At 54.9% G+C, this 14,391-nt stretch carries 10 protein-coding genes and 3 tRNA genes; 7 read left to right on the top strand and 6 right to left on the bottom strand.

Going from position 1 to position 14,391, the window contains the following annotated elements; genetic code table 11:
• The first annotated feature begins 9 nt into the window (after positions 1-9).
• Both recB and recD read left to right on the top strand, forming a co-directional pair.
• Positions 10-3,552, top strand: a complete 3,543-nt coding sequence (gene recB, locus E2L00_RS14060) for an exodeoxyribonuclease V subunit beta (RefSeq protein WP_167612645.1) — start codon at positions 10-12, stop codon at positions 3,550-3,552.
• A complete protein-coding gene (recD, locus tag E2L00_RS14055; protein WP_167612643.1) occupies positions 3,549-5,384 on the top strand; it encodes an exodeoxyribonuclease V subunit alpha in 1,836 nt (611 codons plus the stop codon). The genes recB and recD overlap by 4 nt, the downstream gene beginning before the upstream one ends.
• 36 nt (positions 5,385-5,420) lie before the next feature.
• Here the strand turns inward: recD and argA are convergent, their stop codons facing one another.
• Positions 5,421-6,752: an amino-acid N-acetyltransferase gene (gene argA, locus E2L00_RS14050; RefSeq protein WP_167612641.1), complete on the bottom strand. Its 1,332-nt coding sequence runs from the start codon at positions 6,750-6,752 to the stop codon at positions 5,421-5,423.
• A 235-nt stretch (positions 6,753-6,987) separates the two neighbouring features.
• Between argA and amiC the strand changes: the two genes are divergently transcribed.
• The gene (amiC, locus tag E2L00_RS14045; protein ID WP_167612639.1) at positions 6,988-8,238 is read left to right on the top strand and encodes an N-acetylmuramoyl-L-alanine amidase AmiC; all 1,251 of its coding nucleotides are present in this window, start codon (positions 6,988-6,990) and stop codon (positions 8,236-8,238) included.
• Between the two features lie 77 nt (positions 8,239-8,315).
• Here the strand turns inward: amiC and E2L00_RS14040 are convergent.
• From E2L00_RS14040 to E2L00_RS14030, 3 genes are all read right to left on the bottom strand, one after another.
• Positions 8,316-8,392 (bottom strand) — tRNA-Met (locus E2L00_RS14040).
• A 61-nt stretch (positions 8,393-8,453) separates the two neighbouring features.
• Positions 8,454-8,530 (bottom strand) — tRNA-Met (locus E2L00_RS14035).
• Between the two features lie 61 nt (positions 8,531-8,591).
• Positions 8,592-8,668: transfer RNA gene (locus E2L00_RS14030), tRNA-Met, on the bottom strand.
• Positions 8,669-8,876: 208 nt separating this feature from the next.
• Between E2L00_RS14030 and mltA the strand changes: the two genes are divergently transcribed.
• Together mltA and tcdA are read left to right on the top strand one after the other, a co-directional pair.
• Positions 8,877-9,983 (top strand): murein transglycosylase A, encoded by a 1,107-nt coding sequence (gene mltA / locus E2L00_RS14025; RefSeq protein ID WP_167612857.1) that lies wholly within the window; start codon positions 8,877-8,879, stop codon positions 9,981-9,983.
• Between the two features lie 223 nt (positions 9,984-10,206).
• The gene (gene tcdA, locus E2L00_RS14020; RefSeq protein ID WP_167612637.1) at positions 10,207-11,013 is read left to right on the top strand and encodes a tRNA cyclic N6-threonylcarbamoyladenosine(37) synthase TcdA; all 807 of its coding nucleotides are present in this window, start codon (positions 10,207-10,209) and stop codon (positions 11,011-11,013) included.
• Here tcdA and csdE read toward each other — a convergent pair whose 3' ends face one another.
• Positions 11,014-11,457 carry a cysteine desulfurase sulfur acceptor subunit CsdE gene (csdE, locus tag E2L00_RS14015; RefSeq protein ID WP_167612635.1) on the bottom strand — a complete coding sequence of 148 codons (444 nt, stop codon included), beginning with the start codon at positions 11,455-11,457 and terminating at the stop codon, positions 11,014-11,016. It lies immediately after the preceding gene.
• Positions 11,458-12,663 carry a cysteine desulfurase CsdA gene (csdA, locus tag E2L00_RS14010; RefSeq protein ID WP_167612633.1) on the bottom strand — a complete coding sequence of 402 codons (1,206 nt, stop codon included), beginning with the start codon at positions 12,661-12,663 and terminating at the stop codon, positions 11,458-11,460. It abuts the gene before it with no gap.
• A gap of 196 nt (positions 12,664-12,859) precedes the next feature.
• On the opposite strand from csdA, the gene E2L00_RS14005 reads away from it, so the two are divergent.
• The gene (locus E2L00_RS14005; protein WP_167612631.1) at positions 12,860-13,087 is read left to right on the top strand and encodes a YgdI/YgdR family lipoprotein; all 228 of its coding nucleotides are present in this window, start codon (positions 12,860-12,862) and stop codon (positions 13,085-13,087) included.
• Between the two features lie 343 nt (positions 13,088-13,430).
• Complete coding sequence (gene gcvA, locus E2L00_RS14000; RefSeq protein ID WP_167612629.1) at positions 13,431-14,348, top strand: glycine cleavage system transcriptional regulator GcvA; 918 nt, start codon at positions 13,431-13,433, stop codon at positions 14,346-14,348.
• Positions 14,349-14,391: the final 43 nt, after the last annotated feature.

The following is a 14,391-nucleotide window of genomic DNA, read 5'->3' as shown; positions in this document are numbered from 1 at the left end:
TGAGAGATAATGACCGACACCGTTCAGCCCCTTGATCCACTAAGCTTGCCGCTCATCGGCGAGCGGCTGATTGAAGCTTCTGCCGGAACCGGAAAAACCTTCACCATAGCGGCACTCTATTTACGACTTCTGCTGGGGCTTGGGGAAAGCGCAGCTTTTCCTCGCCCGCTAGGCGTTGAAGAGCTGCTGGTTGTGACGTTTACCGAAGCGGCCACGGAAGAACTGCGTGGCCGTATTCGCGCCAATATTCACGAGTTGTTCATCGCCTGCGTGCGCAACCGTACCGACAATCCTCTTCTTGCGCGCCTGCTGGCGCAAATTCCCGACAGACATCAGGCGGCGCAAATTTTACGTCTGGCAGAACAGCAGATGGACGAGGCCGCCATTTTCACCATTCATGGCTTCTGCCAGCGGATGCTCAGCCTGAATGCTTTTGAGTCAGGCATGCTGTTTGAGCATCAGCTTATTGAAGATGAATCGCTGCTGCGCCGTCACGCCTGCGCTGACTTCTGGCGCCGTCATTGTTATCCGCTGCCAAGGCCGGTGGCGCAGGCGATGAGCGAACAGTGGACCGGCCCCGAGGATTTGCTGCGCGATATCAACAGCTGGTTACAGGGCGAACAGCCCGCGTTGAAAAAGCCTCCGGCAGATAATGAAACCTTAATAGCGCGCCACGAAAAGATTGTTGCCGCTATTGATGGCGTAAAGGCGCAATGGCAGGCAGCGGCAGAAGAGATTGCGGCCATTATTGACCAGTCTGGCGTCGACAGGCGCAGCTACAGCAGCAAGAACCTGCCCAACTGGCTTAACATCGTTGGCGAGTGGGCGCAGACGGCAACGACCAGCTATCAATTGCCGGATGCGTTAAGCCGCTTTTCGCAAGCGACGCTTGATGAGAAAACTAAAAAAGGCGAGCCGCCACGTCATCCCGTTTTCAGCGAAATTACGGCGCTGCTGGCGGAACCCCTCACGCTTCGTGATCTGGTTATCGCTCGTGCGATGGCAGAGATTCGTTATATCGTGCAGCAGGAAAAACACCGCCGCGGTGAGCTGGGTTTTGACGATATGCTTAGCCGCCTTGATGAGGCCCTGCATCAACCGGGCGGTGATGCCCTGGCCGAGGCGATTCGCGCCCGCTTCCCGGCGGCGATGATCGATGAATTCCAGGATACCGATCCCCAGCAGTATCGTATTTTCCGCAGGCTTTACCTTAAACAGCCGGAAACCGCGTTGCTGTTGATTGGCGATCCCAAGCAGGCGATTTACGCTTTCCGCGGCGCGGATATTTTTACCTACATTAAAGCGCGCCATGAGGTAAGCGATCTCTATACGCTGGATACAAACTGGCGCTCGTCTCCTTCGATGATAGCAAGCGTAAACGCTTTATTCAGTCAGGTTAAAAATCCCTTCTTATTCCGCCAGATACCTTTCTTATCGGTAAAGTCCGCGCCTAAAAATAGCGGTCTGCGCTTTACCGTTCGCGATGAGACGCTGGCTGCGATGTCGCTATGGTTGCAGCCGGGCGACGGCTGCGGTGTGAGTGATTACCAACAAACCATGGCGGTGCAGTGCGCGCAGCAGATTCGTGACTGGCTGGCCGCAGGCCTTCGCGGCGACGCGCTGCTGTGGGAAGGCGATAACTCCCGCCCGGTGCAGGCGTCCGATATCACGATTCTGGTGCGCAGCAGGGGTGAGGCGACGATAGTCCGCGAAGCGCTGAGCGCACTGAATATTCCTTCGGTTTATCTTTCAAATCGCGATTCCGTATTTGCCACGCCGGAAGCGCGTGAACTGCTGTGGATTTTGCAGGCGGTGCTGGCGCCTGAAATAGAATCTACGCTGCGCAGCGCGATGGCGACCAGTGCATTAGGGCTGGATGCGCGGCGTATTGAAGCGCTGAACGAAGACGAAGAGGCATGGGACAGGCTGGTGGAAGAGTTTACCGGCTATCGGCAAATCTGGCTCCGTCGGGGCGTTATGCCGATGCTGCGCACTTTGATGGCGGCACGCCAGGTTGCGGAAAACCTGCTGGCAACGCCCGGCGGCGAACGGCGTCTGACGGATATTTTGCACATCAGCGAACTTTTACAGGAAGCTGCATCGCAGGCGGACAGCGAATTTGCGTTAGTTCGCTGGCTTGCGCAGCAAATCGCGGAGCCTGACAGCAATGCTTCCAGCCAGCAGCTGCGTCTTGAAAGCGATAAACACCTGGTACAGGTTGTCACTATTCACAAATCCAAAGGGCTGGAATATCCGCTAGTCTGGCTGCCGTTTATCGCCAATTTCCGCACGCAGAACAGCGGCCTGTATCATGACCGCACTACGTTCACCTCGTTACTGGATTTAAGCGATAACGAGGAAAGCCTGAGCCTTGCGGAAGAGGAACGGCTTGCAGAAGATTTGCGTCTGCTGTACGTGGCGTTGACCCGTTCTGTCTGGCATTGCAGCCTTGGCGTCGCCCCTCTGTTTCGCGGCAGCCGCGCCAAAAAAGGTGCCAGCGATCTGCACCTCAGCGCGCTGGGCTATCTGCTGCAAAAGGGTGAAGCCATGGATGCTGCGGGTTTGCAGACGTGCCTTGAAGCATTGGCCTGTGAGGCGATTAGCATAGAGTCGCTGCGGCAAAAAGATCCGCAACCCTGGCAACCCATCGTGGCTCAGCGACCGGAACTGAGCGCGCGCGAACTGCAACGGCGCATTACCGATAACTGGCGGGTAACCAGCTATTCCGGGCTGCAACAGCGCGGCTACCATCTGGCGCAGGATTTATTGCCACGTCTTGACGTGGACGGCGCGGGCGCTGAGCAGGAGCAAAGTGAGTCATCACTTACGCCGCACTCTTTCCCGCGCGGCGCGGCTCCCGGTACTTTTCTGCATAGTCTGTTTGAGGGCATCGATTTTACCCAGCCGCTTGACGAGGCATGGCTAGCCGGGTTATTGACCCCGCAGGGGTTTGGCGAGCACTGGCAGCCCGTTCTTAGCGGCTGGCTACGCGAAATTTTGCAGGCGCCCTTGAACGAGACAGGCGTGTCGCTTAACAAACTCTCACCGACAGAAAAACAGGTGGAGCTGGAGTTTTACCTGCCTATCGACACAGACCTGCGGGCCGAGGAGCTGGACAAACTCATTCGCGAGTACGATCCGCTGTCGGCAGGTTGCCCGCCGCTGGATTTTCGGCAGGTGCGAGGCATGCTCAAGGGCTTTATTGATCTGGTGTTCCGCTGGCAGGGGCGTTATTACCTGCTGGATTACAAATCAAACTGGTTAGGCGAGGACAGCAGCGCCTATACCCGGCAGGCGATGGAGGGCGCTATGCAGTCCCATCGTTACGATCTGCAGTATCAGTTGTACACGCTGGCGCTGCACCGCTACCTGCGCCATCGTATTCGCGATTATGATTACGATACCCATTTCGGCGGAGTGATTTATCTCTTCCTGCGTGGAGTGGAAGGCAGCGGTTCGTCCCAGGGTATTTTTTCTACTCGTCCTGATGCCGAACTGATTACAAAAATGGATGCTCTGTTTGCTGGCGCTCAAGAAAAGGTAATGCCATGACGATGTTGCAATGGTTACAGCAGGCGGTCGAGCAGAAGTTGCTGCGTGCGCTGGACGTTCAGTTTGCCATGATGGTTGCCAGTAACGAGCAGCCGGCTGTGATGCTGGCCGCCGCTCTGGTGAGCCATGACGCGGGCGAAGGGCACGTTTGTCTGCCGCTTGCCCGGCTAACGCCCGAATACTGGTTTGTGGGGCGGCAGCCAGATCTGGCTGCGCAACTCTTTGCCGCGGCGGGCGAGGTGAGTGACTGGAAAAGTACGTTACTCGACTCGGAGGCGGTAAGCGAAAACGACGATCCAACGCCGCTGAAGCTGATTGGCGAACGTATTTACCTTAACCGGATGTGGCAAAATGAACGCTCTGTAGCGCAGTTTTTTGGTGCGCAGAATCGCCCGATGCCTCTGGACGAACAGCGGCTTGCCGTTGTGCTGAATCAGCTTTTTGAGCCAACGAATGATATCGACTGGCAGAAAGTTGCGGCTGCGGTAGCGCTGACAAGAAGAATCTCCGTGATTTCCGGCGGGCCCGGCACCGGGAAAACGACAACGGTTGCCAAACTTCTTGCTGCCCTGGTTGAGCTTTCGGGCGAAAGTCCGCTGCGTATTCAGCTTGCTGCGCCCACCGGGAAAGCGGCGGCTCGGTTAACCGAATCGCTCGGTTCGGCGCTGCGCCGTTTACCGCTTAGCGACAAACAAAAAGAAGCTTTGCCGGATGACGCCTGTACCCTGCACCGCCTGCTGGGCGTGCAGCCGAACAGCCAGCGCCTGCGCTATCATGCCGGGAACCGGCTCCATCTGGACGTGCTGGTAGTGGATGAAGCCTCGATGGTGGATTTGCCGATGATGGCAAAAGTAATTGATGCGCTGCCGGACTCTGCACGCGTAATTTTTCTTGGCGATCGTGACCAACTGGCGTCCGTTGAAGCCGGAGCTGTGCTGGGAGATATCTGCCATTACGTGACGTTTGGCTACTCTGGCGCTCGCGCGCAGGAGCTGAGCCGCATTACCGATTATTTAATCCCTGCCGGAGAAAGTGAACACGCCTGCGCGTTACGCGATGGCTTATGTTTGCTGCAAAAAAGCTATCGCTTTGACAGCCAGTCCGGCATCGGCCAGCTCGCCTTTGCCGTGAATGCCAGCGATGCGCGTAAAGCGCAGGCCACGTTCAGCCAGGGCTTTGCTGATATCAAGAAACAGCCGCTGCGTGAGAGCGATGACTATGCGGCAATGATTGCGGATGCGCTGGAAGGCTATCGTTCCTGGCTTGAATTAATACGCAGGCAGGCTGAGCCCGAGCAGATTCTGGAGGCGTTTGGACGCTACCAGCTATTGTGCGCGCTTCGGGAGGGGCCATTTGGCGTTGGCGGACTCAATGAACGAATAGAACAGGCGTTGTTTAACAAGCGCCAGATTACCAGGCCGCTGCCTGCTGCATCGCGCTGGTACAGCGGCCGCCCGATTATGATTGCCCGCAACGACAGCGCGCTGGGGCTGTTCAACGGTGATATCGGTATTGCGCTGGAAAGAGGAGAAGGGCTTCGCGTCTGGTTTTCACTGCCAGATGGCTCAGTGAAATCAGTGCAGCCAAGCCGCTTGCCGGAACATGACACCGCATTTGCTATGACAGTGCACAAATCTCAGGGCTCTGAATTCGATCATGCGGCGCTGGTGCTGCCGAACCAGTTCACGCCGGTTGTGACGCGCGAACTGGTTTATACCGCCGTTACGCGCGCGCGCAGGCGGTTATCTTTGTATGCCGATGACCGGGTGCTTGAGAAAGCGATTCTGACGCGTACAGAAAGACGCAGCGGCTTAATTGACGTGTTCAATTAGTTTACGGGCGGGTGAGTTTGCGCCACCCGCCACAGTTCAGGCTAAATCCGCCATCAGGATCTTCGAACGGCGCTGGTAGTTGTACATCTCTTTTTTGCTTTCCGGCAGCAGGTCCACATCCACCGGCGTGAAGCCACGCTCCTGAAACCAGTGAATACTGCGCGTCGTCAGCACAAACAGCTTGCTGAGCCCCATTTGCCGCGCCTGCGTAGCTATGCGCTGCAACAATACTTCGCCTCGCGACGAGCTTCGGTAATCCGGGTGTACCGCCACGCACGCCATTTCGCCGATCCCTTCTTCCTGGAAAGGATAAAGCGCGGCGCAGGCGATGGTCAGGTTATCGCGCTGGATGATCGTAAACTTATCGATCTCCATTTCCAGCTGCTCGCGTGAACGGCGCACCAGGATGCCCTGCTGCTCCAGCGGACGAATCAACTCAAGGATGCCACCGATATCGTTGATGGTTGCGCGGCGAATTTGTTCGGCGCTTTCCATCACGATTTGCGTACCGATACCGTCGCGGGAGAACAGCTCCTGCAGCAAAGCGCCGTCTTCCTGATAGCTAATCAGGTGACTGCGACGCACGCCGCTGCGACAGGCTTTCACCGCACCGCGCAAGAAGCGTACCGTGCCGGAATGATAATCCCCGGCGCTTTCCAGCTCTTCAATGCGGCGCTGGGCATCGTTCGGAAACAGCTCAGAGATAATATTGCCGTTATCGTCGTTTACGCCCTGGGACGAGCAGAAACCGATCATTTTCTCGGCTTTGAGCTTCACCGCCAGTTGGGTGGCGACTTCTTCGGAGGTGAGATTAAAGCTTTCACCCGTTACCGAAACCGCCACCGGCCCCAGCAGCACAATGGCACCGTTATCAAGCTGGCGGTGAATTGCCTCTTCGTCAATACGGCGAATACGGCCGCTGTGGCAGTAGTCGATGCCGTCATCCACGCCGAGCGGTTGAGCAATAATAAAGTTGCCGCTCACCACATTAATATGCGCACCCTGCAAAGGCGTGTTGCCAAGGCTCATGGAAAGGCGTGCGGTGATATCCAACTGCAGCAAACCCGCCGCCTGTTTTACCAGTTCCAGCGTTTTGGCATCGGTTACGCGGGTATATTTGTGATATACCGGCTCGTGATTGTGGGAGGCCAGATTGGCATCAATCTGTGGACGAGCGCCATATACCACCACCAGGCGAATGCCCAGGCTGTGCAGCAGACCAATATCGTTAACGATACTGGAGAAGTTCTCATGCTCAATGGCTTCACCGCCAAGCATAATGACAAACGTTTTTCCCCGATGGGCATTTATATAGGGAACAGAATGGCGGAATCCCTGTACCAGTTCGGTTCTACGTTCCTTCACCACGGCAAACCCTCATTGCATGATTATTCGTAATTTGTGTATTTTTATTCTTTTATTGTCTCGGGTGCAAGCAGCAATTTCGTCATCAGGTTATTTACCCTTGGCGTGTTGCTTAATCAGGTTTGAGAATGTTTACCCTTTTAGGGATGACAGTAAGAGTGTGATTCGTTAAAGTTTTCGGCTAAAAAATTAGAGTTTCCGTATTTACCCGGCAATAAAGATGACTCTCAGGAGAGCCATGTCAGATTCCAGTTCATTAATTAGCCGCCGCCGTCTGCTTCAGGGCGCGGGTGCCATGTGGTTGTTAAGCGTAAGCCAGGTAAGCCTGGCGGCAGTAAGCCAGGTGATTGCCGTACGCGTCTGGCCGGCCTCGTCTTATACCCGTGTGACGCTGGAGTCCAGGCAGCTGCTTAAATATAAGCAGTTCGCTTTGAGCAATCCGGAACGTGTTGTGGTGGATATCGAAGGGGTTAATCTGAATTCGGTGCTCAAAGGTGTCGGAGCACAGATCCGCGCGGACGATCCTTTTATTAAGTCGGCGCGCGTGGGGCAATTCGATCCCAAAACCGTGCGCATGGTTTTCGAACTGAAACAAAACGTTACGCCACATCTGTTCGCTCTGGCTCCGGTTGCCGAATTTAAAGAACGTCTGGTGATGGATCTTTATCCGGCAAATGTGAATAACGAGCAGGATCCGCTGCTTGCGCTGCTGGAAGATTACAACAACGGCGAGCTGGATAAAAAAATGCCGGTGGAGCAGGGGCCGAAGCCGGGTAAGGCCGGGCGCGACAGGCCGATCGTTATTATGCTCGATCCCGGCCACGGCGGTGAAGATCCGGGAGCCATCGGGACGCATAAAACCCGCGAGAAGGATATCGTATTGAAGATCGCGCGGCGTCTGAAGGCGCTGATCGATAAAGAAACGAATATGAAGGCGTATATGACGCGCAACGAGGATGTGTTTATCCCGTTGAAAGTCCGCGTGGCAAAAGCCCAGAAACAGCGTGCGGATCTTTTTATTTCGATTCACGCGGATGCGTTTACCTCCGGCGCGGCGCAAGGCTCGTCGGTTTTTGCGCTTTCTACCAAAGGCGCCACCAGTACGGCGGCGAAGTATCTGGCGCAAACGCAGAATGCCTCGGACTTAATCGGCGGGATAAGCAGGAGCGGCGATCGCTATGTCGATCACACGATGTTCGATATGGTGCAGTCGCTGACCATCAACGACAGCCTGAAATTCGGTAACGAAGTGCTTACCAGGCTTGGCCGGGTTAACAAGCTGCATAAAAACAGCGTCGATCAGGCAGGTTTTGCGGTGCTGAAAGCGCCGGATATTCCATCCATCCTCGTGGAGACGGCGTTTTTAAGCAACGTTAAGGAAGAGCGTAAGCTGCGCACGGCTTCATTTCAGCAGGAAGTAGCGGAGTCTATTCTGGCCGGGATCAAGGCTTATTTTGCCGATGGGGCAACGCTTGCGCGGCGCGGATAACGCGCCGTTTTTGCATCCCGCCGAGGATTTAGCGGATTTCAGATACAAAAAAACACCCGTTAAGGTGTTTTAAAAGTTGGTTGCGGGGGCCGGATTTGAACCGACGACCTTCGGGTTATGAGCCCGACGAGCTACCAGGCTGCTCCACCCCGCGTCCGTATCCTGCTTTTACTTCCCACATGATTTACATCACGGCGCTGTGACAGCGGCTTAGTTGGTTGCGGGGGCCAGATTTGAACTGACGACCTTCGGGTTATGAGCCCGACGAGCTACCAGGCTGCTCCACCCCGCGTCCGTATCCTGCTTTTACTTCCCACATGATTTACATCATGGCGCTGTGACAGCGGCTTAATTGGTTGCGGGGGCCAGATTTGAACTGACGACCTTCGGGTTATGAGCCCGACGAGCTACCAGGCTGCTCCACCCCGCGTCCGTGGATGCGCACTATACTCTGCTCGCTTTTTGATGCAACCCCTTTTTTTAAAAAATAGTTAATTTGCCACAGGCTGTTGAAAATAACGGCTTTTGGATTAATTTGTGTACACATCTGTCGCGGCGCGTATGCAATGCATTTAATTATCCCGACGTGTTTGCTATCTTCGCGTGGGGTTAGCGGCATAAACCAGGGCGAGGCGGTGATGAAAGGAAGTTGGATTAAGTACGTGGTAACAGGTGTGATGGTAGCAGCACTGGCGGCCTGTTCATCTAAACCGACTGACAAAGGTCAGCAATATAAAGACGGCAAGTTTACACAGCCCTTTTCGCTAGTTAACCAGCCTGACGCGGTAGGCGCTCCTGTTAATGGTGGAGATTTCTCCGAGCAGGTTAACCAGATTCGCTCAGCCTCCCCAAGGCTTTTTAACAGCAAGAGCGACGTCTACAATTCTGTGCAGCAGTGGCTGCGGGCGGGCGGTGATACACGTCAGCTAAGCCAGTACGGCCTGGACGCCTGGCAGATGGAAGGGGCGGATAACTACGGCAACGTGCAGTTTACCGGCTACTATACGCCGGTGGTACAGGCGCGTTATACCCGTCAGGGCGAATTCCAGTATCCAATCTATCGTATGCCGCCTAAACGCGGACGTCTGCCGTCGCGTGCAGAGATTTACAGCGGCGCGCTGAGCGACAGCTATATACTTGCCTACAGCAACTCCCTGATGGATAACTTCATTATGGACGTACAGGGCAGCGGCTATATCGACTTTGGTGACGGGCAGCCGTTGACCTTCTTCGGCTACGCGGGCAAAAACGGCCATGCCTATCGCAGTATCGGCAAAGTGCTTATCGATCGCGGTGAAGTGAAAAAAGAAGATATGTCGATGCAGGCGATTCGCCACTGGGGCGAAACTCACAGCCAGGCTGCAGTGCAGGAACTGCTGGAGCAAAACCCATCCTTCGTCTTCTTTAAGCCAGCCAGCTACGCACCGGTTAAAGGGGCAAGCGCGGTTCCGTTGATTGGCCGCGCATCGGTGGCGTCTGACCGCTCTATTATTCCGGCGGGCACAACGCTGCTGGCAGAAGTGCCGCTGCTGGATAACAACGGTAAGTTCAGCGGGCAATACGAATTGCGTGTCATGGTGGCGCTGGACGTGGGCGGTGCGATTAAAGGACAGCACTTCGATATTTATCAGGGAATCGGCCCGGAAGCGGGTCATCGCGCTGGCTGGTATAACCATTATGGCCGCGTCTGGGTGCTGAAAAACGCGCCGGGTACAGGCTCTGGCGGCAACGTATTTACCGGTTAATGCTGCAAACTTTTCACCATCTGGCTACGGGCTGTATAATCGGCCCGTAGCCAAGGCTGACAAACTTTTCAGGTGTTAAAAATGGTTCGTCGGTACTTTTAAAAGCAAAAGATTATATCTTCTGATTTCCCCCAAACACCCGAAAACCACGCTTTTCGGGTGTTTGTCATCACTCCGACGGGCTGTATAATCAGCCCGTTTTTTATTCCCTGAGGATATCCCGATGCCTGTAGTTCTCTCCGACGCCTGGCTGCAACGTTTTGGCGGCACCGCTCGTCTTTATGGACGTGATGCTCTGCAACTGTTTGCCGGGGCGCACGTTTGCGTTATCGGGATTGGCGGCGTCGGCTCGTGGGCCGCAGAAGCGCTCGCTCGTACTGGTATCGGGGCAATTACGCTTATCGATATGGACGATGTCTGTGTGACCAACACTAACCGTCAGATCCATGCGCTGCGCGATAATGTCGGCCAGGCCAAAACGGAAGTGATGGCGGCGCGGATCCGTGAAATAAACCCGGAATGCCGCGTAACGGTGGTGGATGATTTTATTACTGCCGATAACGCCGCCGCGCTGCTTAGCCAGGGTTACAGCTATGTCATAGACGCTATCGACAGCGTGCGTCCTAAAGCGGCGCTGATTGCCTGGTGCCGTCGAAATAAGATCCCGCTGGTCACCACCGGCGGCGCAGGCGGGCAAATCGATCCGACGCAGATCCAGGTGGCGGATCTGGCGAAAACTATCCAGGATCCGCTGGCGGCGAAGCTGCGGGAAAGGCTGAAAAGCGATTTTGGCGTGGTGAAGAACAGCAAGGGCAAGCTGGGCGTGGACTGCGTATTTTCCACTGAAGCGCTGGTTTATCCGCAGGCGGATGGCACAGTATGCGCGGCAAAAGGTACCGCCGACGGGCCAAAGCGTATGGACTGCGCCTCAGGTTTTGGGGCGGCAACCATGGTCACCGCCAGCTTTGGTTTCGTGGCGGTTTCCCATGTGCTTAAGAAGATGATGGCGAAGGCGGCGAGAAGCGCCTGACTATGCTTCTCTGACGGCCTGGCGCACGGCTTCAGCCAGCGCCGTCAGGCCGCTGCTGCGTGAAGCGCTGAGCTGATTGCGCAAACCTAATTCGTCAAACAGCGCCAGCGGATCCGTACTTCGTAGCTCCTGCGCCGTTTTGCCTTCAACCGCCGTCAACAAAACCGCCAGCAAACCCCGCACGATGCGCCCTTCGCTGTCGCCGTAAAAATGCAGCGTGCCGTTTGCTTCTCGCTCATGGCCGAGCCAGACGCGGTTTTCACAGCCGGCAATTTCAATCTCATCGCGCTTCAAATCTGCAGGCAGGGCGGGAAGCTGTTTGCCCAGCATGATCAACTGGCGATACTTATCTTCCCACTGCTGCAAGGGTATGAACGTAGCGCGAAGCGTCTCGGCGGTAATTGTGTTGCCAAACGGATGACCGGCTAAAAATCCACTCGTCATTTAATCCACCAGAATATCCAGCGCATGGTCGATGGCTTTCACCAGCGCATCCACGTCGCTTTTTGTGTTGTAAGGAGCAAAAGAAGCGCGAAGCGTGCCATTTACACCCAGCGCGGCAAGAAGGGGTTGCGCACAGTGTTGTCCGGCTCGTAGCGCAATGCCTGATTCTGCCAGCAGCGTTACCATGTCGTTGTGATGAACATCCGCGAAATCAAACGCCAGCAGACTCGAATCCTGGCAGCGGAAGCTGCGAAAACCCGGGCGCTTTGCCAGTTCTGCTTCCGCCAGCGTCGCCAGACCACGGCTGTAAGTTTCTGCTTCAGCCACGTCTATATCTTCAAGCCATTCAAGCGCGGCGCTAAGGCCAATCACTCCGGCAACGTTTGGCGTACCGGCTTCAAAGCGATAAGGCACCGCCTGTGTTTTGAAGCCTTCAAAAGAGACATGGGTAATCATTTTACCGCCGCCAAGCCACGGCGACATTGCTGCCAGCAGTTCGGTTTTGCCATACAGCGCGCCGATGCCCGTCGGCCCGTACAGCTTGTGGCCGGAAAAAGCATAAAAGTCGATATCCAGCGCCTGAACATCCGGCGGGCAATGCACCACGCCCTGGGCGCCATCCACCATAACTATTGCCCCGACGCCGTGCGCAAGGCCAATAGCTTTTGCGAGATCCGGGCAGCCGCCGGTGACGTTCGACATCTGCCCCAGCGCCAGAATTTTAGTGCGAGCGTGCAGCAAATCAGGAAGCTGATTGAGATCGGCAAGGCGATCTTTACCAATCGGCAGCTTAACGATACGTGCGCCAGTTTGCTCAGCGACCATCAGCCACGGCACGAAGTTAGCGTGATGCTCGGCTTCGCTGACGATGATTTCGTCACCCGGCTGCAGGCGCGGGCGTGCGTAACATTGGGCAACCAGATTGATGGCCTCGGTGGTGCCGCGCGTCCAGACGATATCTTTGCCGGAAGGGGCATTCAGCAACGTTGCCACGGCTTCGCGCGCGGCCTCATAACGGGCCGTAAGACGCTGCGCCGTAGGGAACTGGCTGCGGTGAACGTTGCCTGCGCTGAGGCTATAGAATTGCTGGCTGGCGTCAATCACAGCCTGGGGTTTTAATGCGGTTGCCGCGGAGTCCAGATAGACGCCAGCGTCCGCCAGCGCCGGGAACTGGCTGCGAAAATGGGCGGGATTAAATGCTGTCATAATTATCCTCGTTTCAGTCCGTTGATCGTGGCGTATTTCTTTAGATCGCACAAGGCGCCCGTAACCATCGGATTAGTCTGCTTAACCTGGCAAAGTTACCAAAGAGGGTTATGCTAATAATTGTTAGGCGAATGTTTCAGCCTGTAAGCAGAAGAGATTTAATTAGCATTAAACTCTACGTACAAGGAGAAGAACTATGAATAAGGCAGCCGCTATTGTATCTGCATGTATGATGACTTTTGCACTCTCAGCATGTTCCAGCCCGAATTACGTCATGCATACGAACGACGGTCGCACCATTGTTTCTGACGGTAAACCGCAAACCGATGACGAGACAGGGATGATTTCGTACAAAGATGCTAACGGCAACAAGCAGCAGATTAATCGTACTGACGTGAAAGAGATGGTTGAGCTTGATCATTAACACGTGGGTAAAAAAAAGCACCGCTAAAAGCGGTGCTACATTAATCACTATGGACAGACAGGGTAAATGTACAGGAAGTGAAAAAGGGGTAGCTTAGCTACCGGGGTCTGGAATGCCAGACCAATTGCAAACACAACAACACAACATCACAACCGTAAGCCAAAAGCCCTCCAGAACACGCATTCCAGATAGCTTTTCGTTCCGGCTCAGGAAGTGCCGCCACTATAGGTATTTGCTGGTGCATCCTCAACGGACAATTTATAATGGCTCAGATAAAAAAAACTAATAGGTTAATTAAAATAACCTGTTTGTTAATAACCATTAACATTTAAGCCTGTTATCCATGTCCAAGCGTTTACCCCCTCTTAATGCGTTACGTGTTTTTGATGCCGCTGCACGTCACCTGAGCTTTACTAAAGCGGCCGAAGAGTTATTCGTCACGCAGGCGGCAGTTAGCCACCAGATTAAGTCCCTGGAGGACTTTTTAGGGCTAAAATTGTTCCGTCGTCGCAACCGTTCGCTGCTGCTTACTGAAGAAGGACAGAGCTATTACCTCGATATTAAAGAGATTTTTTCGCAGCTCACCGAGGCGACGCGCAAGCTCCAGGCCAGAAGCGCAAAAGGGGCGCTGACGGTAAGTTTACTGCCAAGTTTTGCCATTCACTGGCTGGTGCCTCGCCTTACCAGCTTTAACTCAGCTTATCCGGGAATCGATGTACGTATACAAGCCGTTGACCGTCAGGAAGATAAGCTTTCTGACGATGTTGACGTGGCTATTTTTTATGGCCGAGGGAACTGGCCAGGTTTGCGGGTGGAAAAATTGTACGCTGAGTACCTGCTGCCGGTCTGCTCGCCTATGTTGCTGACGGGCGACAGGCCAATCAAAACGCCGGAAGATCTCGCGCAGCACACTTTATTACACGATGCATCAAGGCGGGACTGGCAAACTTATACGCGCCAGCTCGGCGTCAGCCACATTAATGTGCAGCAGGGCCCTATTTTCAGCCACAGCGCGATGGTGCTACAGGCCGCCATTCACGGCCAGGGTGTTGCGCTGGCGAATAACGTCATGGCGCAGTCCGAAATCGAAGCGGGCCGCCTGGTTTGCCCTTTTAACGACGTATTGGTCAGTAAAAATGCCTTTTATCTTGTTTGTCATGACAGTCAGGCAGAACTCGGTAAAATAGCCGCATTCCGGCAGTGGATCCTGGCGAAGGCCGCCAGCGAACAGGAAAAATTCCGCTTTCGCTACGATCAATAAGTAAATCTTCGCGCGGCCCGGGCTGCGCCTTACATTTAGGGTT

Origin of the sequence: Cedecea colo, from assembly GCF_011808225.1 — a bacterium.
Taxonomy (GTDB): Bacteria; Pseudomonadota; Gammaproteobacteria; order Enterobacterales; family Enterobacteriaceae; genus Dryocola; species Dryocola colo.
This window is presented reverse-complemented; position numbering and strand designations above follow the sequence as displayed.

Bases quoted from the DNA above. Each gene is read 5' to 3' on its own strand.
- recB (WP_167612645.1), top strand. From the start codon at position 10: ATGACCGACACCGTTCAGCCCCTTGATCCACTAAGCTTGCCGCTCATC.
- recD (WP_167612643.1), top strand. From the start codon at position 3,549: ATGACGATGTTGCAATGGTTACAGCAGGCGGTCGAGCAGAAGTTGCTG.
- amiC (WP_167612639.1), top strand. From the start codon at position 6,988: ATGTCAGATTCCAGTTCATTAATTAGCCGCCGCCGTCTGCTTCAGGGC.
- mltA (WP_167612857.1), top strand. From the start codon at position 8,877: ATGAAAGGAAGTTGGATTAAGTACGTGGTAACAGGTGTGATGGTAGCA.
- tcdA (WP_167612637.1), top strand. From the start codon at position 10,207: ATGCCTGTAGTTCTCTCCGACGCCTGGCTGCAACGTTTTGGCGGCACC.
- csdE (WP_167612635.1), bottom strand. From the start codon at position 11,457: ATGACGAGTGGATTTTTAGCCGGTCATCCGTTTGGCAACACAATTACC.
- csdA (WP_167612633.1), bottom strand. From the start codon at position 12,663: ATGACAGCATTTAATCCCGCCCATTTTCGCAGCCAGTTCCCGGCGCTG.
- E2L00_RS14005 (WP_167612631.1), top strand. From the start codon at position 12,860: ATGAATAAGGCAGCCGCTATTGTATCTGCATGTATGATGACTTTTGCA.
- gcvA (WP_167612629.1), top strand. From the start codon at position 13,431: ATGTCCAAGCGTTTACCCCCTCTTAATGCGTTACGTGTTTTTGATGCC.